Here is a 14,324-nt window from a genome sequence, read left to right on the forward strand (position 1 = left end):
CCGCAGCGAGGTCGCTCAGAATGTCCGACCCGTCATCCTCGGACGTCTCGTCAATCTCCACCGCGGCCAAACTGCTCAGCGCATCGTCGGAGCTGGTGTCTTCTTCCTCGGCCACTTCCACCGCAGCGAGGTCGCTCAGAATGTCCGACCCGTCATCCTCGGACGTCTCGTCAATCTCCACCGCGGCCAAACTGCTCAGCGCATCGTCGGAGCTGGTATCAACTTCCTCGACCACTTCCACCGCAGCGAGCTCACTCAGGATATCCGCGCCGTCATCCTCGGGCGTCTCGTCAATCTCCACCTCTGCCAAACTGCTGAGCGCATCGTCAGAACTGGTGTCCTCTTCCTCGGCCACTTCCATCGCGGCAAGGTCACTCAGGATATCCGAACTGTCATCCTCGGGAGTCTCTTCGATCTCCACCGCTGCCAGGCTGCTGAGCGCATCGTCGGAACTGGTGTCCTCTTCCTCGGCCACTTCCATCGCAGCAAGGTCGTTCAGAATATCCGCGCCGTCATCTTCGGGCGTCTCGTCAATCTCAACCGCTGCCAAACTGCTCAGCGCATCGTCGGAGCTGGTATCCTCTTCCTCGACCACTTCCGTCGCAGCGAGCTCACTCAGGATATCCGCACCGTCATCTTCGGGCGTTTCCTCAATCTCCACCGCTGCCAAACTGCTGAGTGCATCGTCAGAACTGGTGTCTTCTTCCTCAGCCACTTCCATCGCGGCAAGGTCACTCAGAATATCCGACCTGTCATCCTCGGGCGTCTCATCAATCTCCACCGCTGCCAGGCTGCTCAGCGCGTCATCAGAACTGGTGTCAATCTCTTCAACGACGTCCTGTGCCGCCAAGGCGCTCAACACGTCGGCGCTGTCGTCTTTTGGTTCCTCGGCGACCTCTACCGACGCAAGGCTGGTCAGGGCCGCGCCAAGGTCATCCGACTTTGCAACTTCCTCTGGTGCGCGGGCACTCAGGTTGGCCAGAATATCGCTACTTTGGTCAACCTCAGCCTCTGGAAGCTCAACGTCACGTAGGCTGGACAAAGCGGCATCCATCCCTGCCCCAGCGTTTGGCCCATCAGCGGACAAGGCCGACAACAAACTGGTATCGCCCAGAATTTTCTCGATCAGCGCCTCGGCTCCGGATTTACCATCCATATAGGCCATCAGATTGCTCAGCTGAGTACGGGCCTCTAGCAGAGGGGCCAAGGCATCCACTTTGGCGGCAATTGCACCGGGGGAAAAATCGGACATCTTTTCAAATGTCAGGTCAACCGCCAGATTGCCCTCGCCGGTCAATGTATTGGGCACGGTAAACGCGGCACGTGGGGCAACAGCTTTCATCCGGTCGTCAAAATTGTCGACGTCGATTTCAAGGAACTTGCGGTCTGCAATGGCCGGTTGTTCCACCTTGGATTTACCCGTCAGGTCGCTCATCACGCCCATGACAAAGGGCAACTGCACCTTCTTTTCAGCACCGTACAATTCAACGTCATATTCGATCTGCACCCGAGGTGCGCGATTGCGAGCAATAAATTTCTGCGAGCTATTCGCCATTCGACTCTCCTCGTGCGGCTGCAAGTTCTGCGCGTAGAGATCGGATCTCGTCACGCAATTCCGTCACATGCTCGTCGACAATATCCGTTTCTGACCGCACCAATTCGCGCAGCTTTTCAAACTCGGCCTCGGCGTCATCCTCCACTGCGGTCTGCATGGTGTTGACCAGCAAACCGATGAACAAATTCAACACCGAAAACGCAGTAATCACAATGAAGGGCACAAAGAAAACCCAGGCCATCGGGAATTCGATCATCACTGGCCGCACGATCCCCATCGACCAGCTTTCCAGCGTCATGATCTGGAACAATGAATACAGTGACCGCCCCAGGGTTCCGAACCATTCGTCAAACGTCGCGCCGTACATCAGCGTCGCCATCACCGCAAAGACGTAATAGACAATCGACAGCATCACGATGACCGCGCCCATACCGGGTAAGGCATCCAACAATGCCTGCACCACCGCCCGCATCTGCGGCACCACCGACAGCAGTCGTAGGGCGCGTAGAACACGCAGCCCCCGCAGCGCTGACAGCCCCCGCGTGTCGGGCAAAAAGCCAATCGAAACCACAATAAAATCAAAGATATTCCAGGCCGAGGCAAAGAACCGCCAACCATAGGCGAACAGCTTTAGCACCAGCTCGGCAACAAATATCGCCAACACAGTGCGGTCAATCACCGACAGCAACCCACCGATCTGGTCGGTCACCGTAGACGACGTGCTAAGCCCAAGTGTGATCGCATTGAAAATGATTACGCCAAGGATTGTATTCCTGACGCTAGCACGTTCCACAAATTCCCGCGCGCGATCTCTCATTCCTAACTCTGGCTTGGCTTCCATTTGCTGTTGCACTCTCCCGGGTATCCCTTTGTTGCAGCTTTAAAAAGCTTTGACCGCAGATGATGACACATCAGCGGCGTTCTTGAAGAAATCAGCCCACTTGTTGGGGGAGTCGAGAGAGGGTGCCTTCTTGGGTTGCGCTTTGATTAGATCTTCCTTGGCCTTTTTCAGCGCCGCCAGCACATCCGAGGGTTTTCCGCCCAACTGCGTTTCGAATTTCAGCAGTTCTGATTGGCCTTTTTCCAGATCTTTACGGGCCTGCTGAATTTTCTTGTCTCCACTTTTGTCGCCGTCCAGCTTGGTTATGGCAGTAGAAAATTCCTGTTTCATCTGCCCGACCTTCAGGGTCATTGCCTCGTGGTTTTTGTTGGCGGCTTCAATCGCTGTCAGCGCCTTGTTGATCGCCTTTTCTGCATTGCTAACCTCATCGGCTGCGATCGCAACATTTGCCCGATATTGTTTGGCATATTCGGCGATATCCTTGGCCGTAGAAATCACCAGCGACACCGATTTGGTCAATAACGCCACTGCGCCAACAATTGTTGCTGCCAACAACGGTGCCGCAGCACCGGCGGTGGCAACAGTTGCAACAACTGCAAATGCAATGGCAGTGGCCACAACGACGAACTTGATGACAGTCCAGATCAGTTTGCCATGGTCTTTCTTTAGCTTTGACCCTTCCTGAATTTTTTTGCAGCCCGCCTCGTGGGCCGGTTTGGTCAGCTTACCAATGGCATCCTGATACAGTTTTTGCGCTTCTGCCGCGATTTTCACTAGTTCATTCTTCTTGAACGCGTTCATCTCGTCCGAAGCTTTTTCCACCTGTTTGCCAGTCGGCGGGGTCTTGGCGTATTTCTTGGTAAAGGCCTTCTCCATCGACATCATTTCTTTTTCGATGCCATCCAGAAGCTTTTGAATAGCTTTCAAAAGGCCCGCCATAGCCTTTTTATAGGCGAGCTGAATCGCCTTGCCGACCACTACAAGATATGAACTTTTGCTCGTGTCACTGATTTTTGTCAGACCAGAGTTTGTCCAGCTGAAGGTGGCATCCGCCTTCAGCTCGACATATTTCTTTGCGCTGGTCATCTTCATCTTTTCAACGACTTTGTAGCCGCTCGCTTCCATAACAAACTGCATTGAGTAACCCTTTAAAATCAATCAAATGAATAGCTGAACTCACCGTCTGTTATATCGATCGCCACCTTCTCGACCTCTTTGCCCTCCATTAGGCGGCGCAGGAATTCGGCCGAGATGTCAGGCAGCATGGTGTTTGTCACAATCGCGTCGATCATGCGGCCGCCGGACTCAAGCTCTTGGCAACGTTCGACGATCTTATCGACCACTGCATCGCTGTACTCGAACGGCACGTTGTGTGACTCCATCACCCGTTTCTTGATCCGGTTCAGCTGCAGCACAGTGATCTTGGCGATCATATCCGGGCTAAGCGGGTAATACGGAATGGTAACCAGACGCCCGAGCAACGCCGCTGGGAAGATTTTCAGCAGCGGATCGCGCAGCGCCTTGGCGATGCCTTCGGGTTCCGGCAGCAATTCGGGGTCACTACACAGATCCATGATCAAATCAGACCCGGCATTCGAGGTCAGCAGGATCAGGGTGTTCTTGAAATCAATGACCCGGCCCTCGCCATCCTCCATCACGCCCTTATCGAACACCTGGAAGAAAATCTCGTGCACGTCGGGGTGGGCTTTTTCAACTTCGTCCAACAAAACAACCGAGTATGGCTTACGCCGAACGGCCTCAGTCAGCACGCCGCCTTCGCCGTAACCGACATAACCCGGAGGCGCACCTTTCAGGCTGCTGACAGTGTGGGCCTCTTGGTATTCGGACATGTTGATGGTGATGACGTTCTGTTCGCCACCATACAGCACCTCGGCCAGCGCCAATGCGGTTTCGGTTTTACCGACACCACTGGTCCCGGCCAGCATGAACACGCCAATTGGTTTCGACGGGTTGTCCAACCCTGCACGCGAAGTCTGAATGCGCTTGGCAATCATCTTCATCGCGTGATCCTGTCCGATCACCCGTTTGGCCAGATGCTCTTCCAGATGCAGAATGGTGTCGATTTCGTCGCTGACCATGCGACCCACCGGAATACCGGTCCAGTCACCAACCACCGATGCAACCGCCTGATGATCTACAATCGGCAGGATCAGCGGGCTTTCTGCTTGCAGGGTTTCCAGCTCGGCGTTTTTGTCCTTGAGCTGCTGCATCAGATCAGCGCGTGCCTCGTCGTCCAACGGGCTATCGCCGGCCTCTTCCTCAGTTTCGGCGGGTGCGTCCACTGGCGCCGCGCCTTCGCGCAGTTTGGCGCGCAGATCCAGGATCTCTTCGACAACAGCCTTCTCTGCATCCCAACGTTCGGTCAGACCAACCAGCCGTTCTTCCTCGGCTGTTTTAGCAGTCTCAACCGCCTCGCGCCGGTCAGTGACCTCGTAACCTGCAGTTTCATCACGACCGATGATAAGCAGTTCCGTGGTCAGAGCCTCAATCCGGCGCTGACAGTCGTCAACCTCGGCAGGAACAGCGTGCTGACTAACAGCAACCCGTGCACAGGCGGTATCCAGCAAGCTGACCGATTTATCCGGCAGTTGCCGCGCAGGAATATACCGCGCCGACAGGGTGACCGCAGCTTCGATACCTTCGTCCAACACCTGCACCCGGTGGTGTTTTTCCAACATCGAAGCAATGCCACGCATCATCAGCGTAGCCTTTGGGATACTCGGCTCATCCACCTGCACCACTTGGAAACGCCGGGTCAGCGCCGGGTCTTTTTCGATGTATTTCTTATACTCCGCCCAAGTCGTCGCACCGATGGTCCGCAGGGTTCCGCGCGCTAGCGCTGGTTTCAGCAGGTTCGCCGCATCGCCAGTACCGGCAGCCCCCCCTGCCCCAACCAGAGTGTGGGTTTCATCGACAAACATCACAATCGGCGTATCGCTGGACTGCACCTCGTCAATCACCTGACGCAGACGGTTTTCAAATTCGCCCTTCATGCTGGCCCCAGCCTGCAACAGGCCCACGTCCAGCATCAGCAACCGCACGTCATGCAGCGCTGGCGGTACGTCACCACGAGCAATCCGCAGCGCAAAACCTTCGACCACGGCTGTTTTACCAACACCCGCTTCACCGGTCAGGATTGGGTTGTTCTGACGGCGGCGCATCAGCACATCGACGATCTGGCGGATCTCTTCATCCCGGCCAACGATCGGGTCAATCTCGCCATTGCGGGCCTGCTCGGTCATGTCGGTGCAATATTGCTCCAACGCTTCGCCTTTGCCCATGGCAGCCGGCGCCATCGCATCCGAGGCCTCGCCCGGTGCAGCCCCACCACCCGTGGTCGAGCCATCCTGCGCGCCCATGCTATCCTCGGGCGAACCATCTGTGATTGAATTGAAATTATCGGCCAGATCATCCGGTCCAATGCTGGCCAGTTCCGGCGACATCGACGTCAGGATATTGCGCAGGGCTGGTGTTTTCAGCATCCCAAGCAGCAGATAACCACTGCGCACCTGGTTGGCCGAGTACAGCAACGAGCCCCAAACCCAACCGCGTTCCATCGCATCCATCAGGTGGTCAGACAGATCCGAAATCGTCGACGCCCCACGCGGCAGCATATCCAGCGCCCGTGTCATCTCGGCAGCGATCTTGCCTGGGTCCAGATTGTAATGGTCGATAATCCGGTGCAGATCGCTGTCTTGACCCGCAAGGATCTGATGCATCCAGTGCACCAGCTCAACATAAGGATTGCCCCGCATCTTACAGAATACGGTTGCACTTTCGACGGCTTGATATCCCAGTTTATTCAGTTTCCCGAACAAGGACACACGGCTGATCTCGGTCATGTCAAATACCTCCCTTTAAACTTTCTTCCTGCACAGCCCCAAGGCTTGGATACAGGTACAAATCATCAACATCTGGACGCTCGGCATCGGGATCTGGTCGACTGCCGATCCAAGACGTGTGGCCCAACTGAGTGGTGCCGCCCAAACTGGCGCGCGGCACCTGATCGCCGGCCAACACCAGATTGACGTCCCAATCCAGAACGTCGCCAATGTAAGACCGTACAATATCCCGCATCCGGCTTAGGGCCGGACCGCCGGGTAGTAATCGTTCATAATCGGCCAGACTTAGCGGGCCGATCCGCAAGCGAAACTTGGCGCTGCGGCTCCAGACTTTTTCACCAATGCTGGTGGATTGACCCAGACCCCCGGCCATACCCAACTGCCACTGATCATCCGGTTCCAGATCCAGCCAGCTGCCAATATATTCCTGCAACTGCACTGGCACGTCAAAAAAGGCTGATAGGATAGACACCAAACCTTCGGGGTTTTTGACCTCTTGCCCCAGATGTCCGGCAAAATGCATCTTGGACATGTCCGGCATCGCGTCACGGCCCAGTAGATTGTCACCGTTATACCCCGACAGAGACGCCACTTTGCGGGCCATCGGGTCTTCATCGCGATCGAAACTGACGGCCGGCTGACCCTGCGCCCATGCCCGGTACATCAGCCCCATCATCCGATGGGTCAGCATGTCGGCAAATCCGACAATGGTCGGGTCGCGGTGGTTACGTTTGCGATCGCGGGCGTATTCCGTCAGGTGCAGCGGCAATGGCCCCTGCGGGCCAAACAGGCCAAAGAACCGATTGGTCAACCGCGCGGGCTGGTCGCCCTGTGGTGGGGTGAAATTCGCAATTGTATTGGGAGGGAACGCCAGTTCGGCCTCTTGACCAAGACGCAGTTTGTCCTGCCGCGGACGACGGCTCTCGCCCAGACGCGGTGCATCGGCGTAGTGGGCTTCCAAGATCCTGAGCGCCTGGAAAATATGATGCTTCCCAGGGTTTTCGACCAGTCGGTCGAAATGGCTCAGATCACCCGGCCCAGACCTTTCTCCGGTCGCCATCTGGCAATTTCCCCGCGTTTTTCAGTTGTTAGAACCGTTTCAGTAAATGAGTTGATGGTAGAGTAGCGACGCAAGAACCGTTCCAGAACGGCACCAAGCGCATAGATGTTGCTGCCCTCGAAGAAGCTTTCGTCAAAGCCCAGAGTGACCTCGATCCCCCGTACCGCAGTCGACAGAACTTCGTCGCTCATCCGGCGCACAATGGGGCGCGTAGAAATCGACACGATGCCTTCCATCTGCTTTTCGGTCACCCGATTGCCCAATGGCGCATAAAGCCCGACCAGTTCACGCAGCGCCGCAGCAGACTGCCCCTTGCCGGTTTCGGTGATCGAGGCGTAGTTCAGGCTAAGGTGTGAGATCAGCCGCCAAGCGGTATCTCCCTGCGCCAGCGTTGGACGGGGTCGCGTCGGAGAGACTGGCAGAGTGATAGATGTCACCGGCCCGCCTTCAGGCAGGTGGAACACATTTTCATCACCTGTGGCCAGCAGCATCGGCAAATCACGGTTTGTACATAACGCTCTGACCGCCAACTGTTCCAGGTCAGCCGAGTATGGCGCCTGTGTTCGGTCCACCAATGTCAGATAGGTCTCGGACCCAAGGTAGGAACTGCGCACCCCGCGCAACCGCTCCTTTTCAGATCGCTGCCGCATCCGCCGCTTTAGGGTGTAATATGCCGGAAACGTCTCACCCGATGCGGTGAAATCAGTGGCCGAATAAAACGGGCGGAAAATCACATCATCTTCGCCCTCGCCACTGATACCGGTGACGTTTTTCAGGCTGTAGATTTCAAAATCCAACCCGGCCGTTCGGTTAGGAACAACATGATGCTCGGTGTCATGAGGCGCGATCTGCACCCGGTCGCAGCGCTTTTCGAACAGGTTGATCGCAGGAACGGCATTCAGCGTAAACACTTCGGGCGATACAACCGTGGCAACCTCGCTCATGCCTTCGCGCAGCAGGATGTAGATATCCACTTCAGGCCCTTTGGCCCGTTCCAACGCCTGATGCAGCCCCTGCAGTTCAACAAAGCGGAACCGTTCGGGCATCGCAAAGAATTCTTGTAACAGGCGATAGCCGTCAAACACCTGTCGTGGAGTTGGCAACAGCGCCTCGTCTGCTTCGAACCCACGCTGCACAATCCGCCCCTCTGGCAACGGCAAATGCCAGTCGGCCCGCCGGTCAGTGGATCGCGCAACCAGCCCCTGCACCTGAGTGCACAGCAGTTCCAGCAACGGCCAGCTATTGCCTGCCTCATTGCTGAGATACAGCGTCAGATTATCCATCGCGAGATCCGAGATCGCCTCGCCATCGCTGCGGCGCAGACGGATCCGAATACCAGCACGGGCACTTGTACCGCCTGCCACACCAGCGGCCACCAGTTCGCCGCGTCCATCGATATACTCGGCCTCGGTGATTTCGATCGGCCACATGGTCATTTCAGTGGCAGTGCGGAATTCGCAGGCGGTTTGTTCCCCCTCGGTCAGGCGGCTGCGCAGAACAGAATGACGCGGCAGGACATAACCGCTTTTGACTGCCGAATTGGTAACGTCCGGCTTAAAGGCGGCAATCATCATCGACGGTGTCGGCGCTAGATAGTGGGGGTAGATAATTTCCAGCAGGTTCGACGTGAAATTTGGATATTGCAGCTGTAATTCCAGCTGCACCCGCGCCGACAGAAACGCCACCCCTTCGAGCAGGCGTTCTACATAGGGGTCAAGAACTTCGACCCCTTCCATACCCAGACGCGAGGCAATTTTTGGATAAGCGGCGGCAAACTCTCCGCCCATATCGCGCAGATAGTTTAGTTCGTTTTCATAGTGTTCAAGAAGCCGAGTATCCAAGCTACAGCCCCCTTTCCACAGCAACTTCTCCGGTGGTCAAATCAACCTTGCTGCGCAGGAATAATTCCAACGGCATCGGCTGCGCCCACATGTCGGCGCGGATATCCAGACCAACGGTCATTTTGGTGTCATCAGTTTCACCGCTCAGCAGAACATCAACCGATCCTTCAATGATACGCGGCTCAAAGTTAGAAATCGCCTGCTCTATCGAGCGACGAATGGCCTCGGATTTTTCCATCGTGGAATATTCGCCCGCCACTTCGCCCAAGCCGTAGTTAACCACTGATCTGGCCACTGACGGAAACTGTTCGGCATCAAAATGCGATTCAGCATTGTGGGTATTCAACAGCCAGGACAGATCACGCTGGATGATCTCACGAAGGCGGTTCAAATCAATGACTCGGGATTCCCGCGTTTCCTTCAGGCTGCCCGGCTCCTGATCTGTCAGCCGGTCCAGCAATGAAGGTTGCAGGCGTTCGCCGATAGTCTTGTCAGCCATTGTCGACCTCTTGGCCGTCAATTTCCAAACTGCGCAGATCCATCAGGGCCACGTCGCCCTTTTCGGTGGTCAGCAAACGTTGGCCCAGCCCAACAAAGGTATCGGCCCCGACATCGCGCCAATCGGTGGCTCGCGCCAGCATCAGTGCAGCATCTTCAGCCGGTGATCCGGGGTAGCGGGTGGGGATCAGTGCTGCCAGTTCACCGCCATTGGCCACGGTCAGCGTACCGGCTGTCCAAACAGCGTCCCGCAAGTCACAGGGCTCTTCGATTTCCAACTTTTGGATTTGCGCAAAAGGCAGCCAGAAATAGCGTCCGTTCACAATCACTTCTAGCACCGGTCCCAGACGCATATCAGCATCTGCGATCCATTCGAACCGCTCGCCATTGATCTCGCCGGTACTGGCGGGGGCACCTTCAAAAGCGCGGGCGCGCAGCTCTGCGGCCTCTTCGACTTTTCCCTGTGCCTGTAATTTCTGTGCCTCGATTAGCAGTGCCAGCCATTCCTCAGGCTCGCCAAAGATCATCGGGTCTTTTTCCCCTGCAAATACCTTTTCGCGGTACACTTCGCAGATAATCGCCTCACGGTAGGCCTTGGCCATCATGGTGGCGCCTTCGTCCAATTCAGCGCTAAGCTTCAATTGTGCAATGGCACGTTTCCAATCGCCCAATACACACAGCAGCTGAAACAGGAAAATGCGCAGCCTGGAATCCGACGGATCGGCTCGCACCAAGTCTTGCAGTGCCTTTAGCGCAGCTGCGGGATCACCAGATTTCAGATGCTCTTCAGGTGTCATCACACATTGCTCCGTCGGTCAAAACTATAAGACAAAAAAACTCCGGGCACCGAGGTGCCCGGAGTTGTAAAGCTGGATTACTCGACTTTGCCAGTCTGAACGTTCCACTTGAAGGTACCTTCGGTGGACAGCTTACCAGTTTTCTGGTTGGTCGATTTGTACTCGATTTCCATCGAAGCATAGGCCAGGGACCATGTTTCTTCAGGAATACCGTCTTCGCTGGCCGACAGCGAATAGCTATCGATAACAACGTCTTTCAGCTTCCAGATGCAATACACCAGCAGGCCATCAGATGCGCTGTCACCCGAGCGGCACCACTCCATGGTGATTTCCGAACGGACAGTGCCGTTTGCTACCGACAGGGCCAGGTCGTTCGACGCTTTGCCCATTTGCGATGTCAGCTCAACCTTACCAAAGTTCGAGTTGGCGTGCATCCGCTGGGTCGAACCCAGATCGGTCATTTCTACTGCACGTTCAACATTCCAGCTGGCAGATTGAACAACGATCCAGTCTTTATGACCGGACTCCAGTGCGTCACCTGTAATGTCCGAAATCAAGACAAACATGTTAGCAGCCATTTTCTTTTCCTTTCAAATTCAAAGACTCGTTACGAGTATCATGTGATTAGCTTGATGAGTGGGGCATCAAGCTCCTTTTTCCGAGGGCAGTTTGGATACCAGCCGCAGCGAGACAGAAAGGCCTTCGAGCTGGTAATGCGGGCGCAGGAAGAATTTTGAGCTGTAATAGCCCGGGTTACCCTCGACCTCTTCCACCACTACTTCGGCAGATGCGAGAGGCTTGCGCGCCTTTTCGTTTTCCGAGGAAATCTCGGCGTTGAAATCAACGTAATTGTTGATCCAATCTTGCAGCCAGGTTTCCATCCCCTGACGGCTTTTGAATGACCCGACTTTGTCGCGCACCATGCACTTCAAATAATGTGCAAACCGACAGGTGGCGAACAGATATGGCAGTCGCGCGCCAAGGTTGGCGTTTGATGTCGCATCCGGATCATCATACTCGGCCGGTTTATGAAGCGACTGAGCGCCCATGAACGTAGCCACGTCAGTATTTTTACGGTGAATCAACGGCATCATACCGTTCTTCGCCAGTTCCGCCTCGCGTCGGTCGTCGATCGCAATTTCAGTCGGACACTTCTGATCGACGCCACCATCCGTAGTCGGGAAAGTATGCGACGGCAGGTTTTCCAGCGTGCCACCACTTTCAACACCGCGAATACGCGAACACCAGCCGTAGGACTTGAACGAACGAGTGATATTCACCGCCATGCCGTAGGCCGCGTTGACCCAGGAGTAATCACCTGCATCCGGGCTGTCTGTATCTTCTTCAAAAGCGAATTCTTCGATGGGATCGGTTTTGGAGCCATAAGGCAAACGACCCAGGAACCGAGGCATCGCCAGACCAACGTATTTGGAATCTTCGCTTTCACGCAGGGAACGCCATGCGGCATATTCTGGTGTCTGGAAGATCTTTGTCAGGTCACGCGGGTTAGACAATTCCGACCAGCTGTCCATCTGGAACAGAGAAGGCTTTGCGCCGGTGATCAATGGCGCATGTGCTGCGGCCGCGATCTTGGACATTTCACCCAGCAGTTCGATATCCGGAGGTGACTGGTCAAAGTGATAATCCGCAACCAATGAACCATAGGGTTCACCACCCAATTGGCTGAATTCTTCGGTGTAGATTTTCTTGAAGATCGGCGACTGATCCCAAGCTGTGCCTTTGAACTTTTTCAAGTTCTTGTGGATCTCTTTCTTCGAGATCGGCATCACCCGGATTTTCAGCTGCTCATCGGTCTCGGTGTTGTTGACCAGATAATGCAGACCGCGCCAAGCGCTTTCCAACTGCTGAAACTCTTCGTTGTGCAGCACCAGGTTGACTTGTTCGGACAGCTTCTTGTCGATCTCGGCAACGATGCTTTGGATCGAACGCAGCGCGTCGTCGCTAACCAATGCGGTATTAGCCAGCGCCTGTTCGGCCAGCGTTTTGACAGCAGATTCAACCGCAGTCTTTGCTTGGTCCGACTTGGGCCGGAATTCTTTGTGCAGCAGGTTTGCAAATTCACTAGAGCCAAATGCTTCTTCAGCACCAGCGGCTTCTGCTTCGAGTTGTTCTTCAGCCATGTCTACCCTCCTTATTCTTCAGCGTCGCTGCTGCCACCGGGCGCAGCCTGCGCCGCGAGGGTTTTCAACAGGCTTGGATCCTGGATGATTTTCGAGATCAGATCCTCGGCGCCGGTTTTACCATCCATATATGTCATCAGGTTGGACAGCTGAGTACGAGCCTCCAGTAGCTCGCGCAGTGGGGCGACCTTTTCTGCGATTGCAGCCGGTTTGAAATCATCCATGCTTTCAAACGTAATATCCACCGCCAGATTGCCTTCACCCGTCAGAGTGTTGGGAACCGTGAACGCAGCACGCGGCGCCATCGATTTCATCCGGTCGTCAAAGTTGTCGACGTCGATTTCCAGGAACTTGCGATCGGCAATGCTGGGCTGTTCAACCTCAGACTTACCAACAAGGTCGCTCATCACCCCCATCACAAAGGGAAGCTGGACCTTCTTCTCTGCACCATAAAGTTCGACATCATATTCAATCTGAACTCTTGGCGCCCGATTTCGCGCTATGAATTTCTGTGAACTGCCAGCCATCTGTTACTCCTTACTCATCAAGTATTGTGCCACCGGCCCAAGGAATTATGGGAACGCGGGAGGCTGTATTCAGTCGTCGTCGTCAATGCCGCCGATCAAGTTGACATTTTCAATGCCGCGCGGTGCCATGTCATTCATGATGGTCAGGAAGTCTGCCCCGACCAATCGTTTCGCACGTTCCAGCAGGATCGGCAGCGGACTAGATGGTTCGGCCCGTTCGTAATAGCCGATGATCCGATCCAGTGTGTTGGTCACATCCGCAAGAGAATTAATGCCGCCGACCGGTCCACCAGCAGCAGCCGCGACCATAACTGGTGCCACACTGCCGGCTTCTTCACCGGGTGTCTCTTCCTCGGTCTCCGTAGGTGTCATGCTGGCATAGTCGCGAATACGTTTAGCCATCTGCCGAAGCAATTTGACCAAGGGCTGCAAGGCAGGCCCCTGCCCTGGCGTATGCTCATCAAATGCCGCCGAGATAGCGGCTACATTCTCGGCCGAGGTTTCAATGGCCGCGACACGCGCTTCCAGTTCCTCTTGGTCACTATCCTGAAACGACGCACTGACAGTGGCGGTGTCTGGCACAGTCTCCATATCACTCGGCGCCAGGATAATACCCTCTGCAGCCTCGATCTCGCGAAGTGAAAACTTTCCGAACCCGCGACTGTTGCTTAGGGGTGCACGCCGCAAGGACCGATACAAAGGCGACGGGCCTGCCATATCATCTGGCTGACCACATAAATCCTGAATCGCATTGATCCGCATTGTCGGGTCGCCATCGTCTTCGTCGAGCTGAGGATGACAACTGTCCCAGAACTGCTCCATGCAGCCACGCAAAAAAGTCGTGACATCCGCAAAGCCAGATAGGCCAGCATCAGTGCGCAAGATAGCGTCACCCAAGAACACAGCAGCACGCAAATCGTGACTACGCTCTAGTACATCCAGGGCAGTTTTCTGAACGGTCCGAAAGTCGGGATCAATAATAGTGGGCTCGCGGTCACCCTCTTTTATTTCTTCACCGTATTGGGCAGCCAGCTCCATTTCCGTGAAGACCGGATCATATTCAAGATCGTCACCACTAGGGGCGTCGTCCCCTTTTGACTGCAATAAAACAGTCGGATCCATATCGGCAGCCTCCCCAAATTTGTCCTACCATCCCATACCCCCTCTTATCAGAGCTGTGTAACGGCGCCGTCGGGGAGTC

11 protein-coding genes and 1 pseudogene are annotated in these 14,324 nt (G+C 55.3%); all 12 read right to left on the reverse strand.

What is annotated here, in order from left to right; all coding sequences use genetic code 11:
* Window positions 1-1,078 precede the first annotated feature (1,078 nt).
* A pseudogene (gene tssB / locus DL239_RS16370) lies at window positions 1,079-1,555 on the reverse strand (type VI secretion system contractile sheath small subunit); the annotation flags it as partial.
* Window positions 1,545-2,372, reverse strand: coding sequence for an ion transporter (locus DL239_RS16375; RefSeq protein ID WP_240931895.1), 828 nt, complete (start codon window positions 2,370-2,372; stop codon window positions 1,545-1,547). The pseudogene tssB (DL239_RS16370) and the gene DL239_RS16375, both read right to left, overlap by 11 nt.
* Window positions 2,373-2,435: 63 nt before the next feature.
* Entirely contained in the window at window positions 2,436-3,533 is a 1,098-nt protein-coding gene (locus DL239_RS16380) for a hypothetical protein (RefSeq protein WP_167685182.1), read from the reverse strand.
* Window positions 3,534-3,550: 17 nt separating this feature from the next.
* Entirely contained in the window at window positions 3,551-6,259 is a 2,709-nt protein-coding gene (gene tssH, locus DL239_RS16385) for a type VI secretion system ATPase TssH (protein WP_167685183.1), read from the reverse strand.
* Between the two features lies 1 nt (window position 6,260).
* Window positions 6,261-7,319 carry a type VI secretion system baseplate subunit TssG gene (tssG, locus tag DL239_RS16390; protein ID WP_167685184.1) on the reverse strand — a complete coding sequence of 353 codons (1,059 nt, stop codon included), beginning with the start codon at window positions 7,317-7,319 and terminating at the stop codon, window positions 6,261-6,263.
* Window positions 7,283-9,160 carry a type VI secretion system baseplate subunit TssF gene (gene tssF, locus DL239_RS16395; protein WP_167685185.1) on the reverse strand — a complete coding sequence of 626 codons (1,878 nt, stop codon included), beginning with the start codon at window positions 9,158-9,160 and terminating at the stop codon, window positions 7,283-7,285. The genes tssG and tssF overlap by 37 nt, the downstream gene beginning before the upstream one ends.
* A gap of 1 nt (window position 9,161) precedes the next feature.
* The gene (gene tssE / locus DL239_RS16400; RefSeq protein ID WP_167685186.1) at window positions 9,162-9,659 is read right to left on the reverse strand and encodes a type VI secretion system baseplate subunit TssE; all 498 of its coding nucleotides are present in this window, start codon (window positions 9,657-9,659) and stop codon (window positions 9,162-9,164) included.
* Window positions 9,652-10,455 carry a type VI secretion system accessory protein TagJ gene (locus DL239_RS16405; RefSeq protein ID WP_167685187.1) on the reverse strand — a complete coding sequence of 268 codons (804 nt, stop codon included), beginning with the start codon at window positions 10,453-10,455 and terminating at the stop codon, window positions 9,652-9,654. The genes tssE and DL239_RS16405 overlap by 8 nt, the downstream gene beginning before the upstream one ends.
* Before the next feature lie 77 nt (window positions 10,456-10,532).
* On the reverse strand, window positions 10,533-11,033 hold the full coding sequence (locus tag DL239_RS16410) for an Hcp family type VI secretion system effector (RefSeq protein ID WP_240931896.1): 501 nt from the start codon (window positions 11,031-11,033) through the stop codon (window positions 10,533-10,535).
* A gap of 66 nt (window positions 11,034-11,099) precedes the next feature.
* Window positions 11,100-12,596: a type VI secretion system contractile sheath large subunit gene (gene tssC, locus DL239_RS16415; protein ID WP_167685188.1), complete on the reverse strand. Its 1,497-nt coding sequence runs from the start codon at window positions 12,594-12,596 to the stop codon at window positions 11,100-11,102.
* A gap of 11 nt (window positions 12,597-12,607) precedes the next feature.
* Window positions 12,608-13,123 carry a type VI secretion system contractile sheath small subunit gene (tssB, locus tag DL239_RS16420; protein ID WP_167685189.1) on the reverse strand — a complete coding sequence of 172 codons (516 nt, stop codon included), beginning with the start codon at window positions 13,121-13,123 and terminating at the stop codon, window positions 12,608-12,610.
* A gap of 69 nt (window positions 13,124-13,192) precedes the next feature.
* Entirely contained in the window at window positions 13,193-14,245 is a 1,053-nt protein-coding gene (gene tssA / locus DL239_RS16425) for a type VI secretion system protein TssA (RefSeq protein WP_167685190.1), read from the reverse strand.
* Window positions 14,246-14,324 lie beyond the last annotated feature (79 nt).

This window comes from Parasedimentitalea denitrificans, from assembly GCF_011813015.1.
Taxonomy (GTDB): Bacteria; Pseudomonadota; Alphaproteobacteria; order Rhodobacterales; family Rhodobacteraceae; genus Parasedimentitalea; species Parasedimentitalea denitrificans.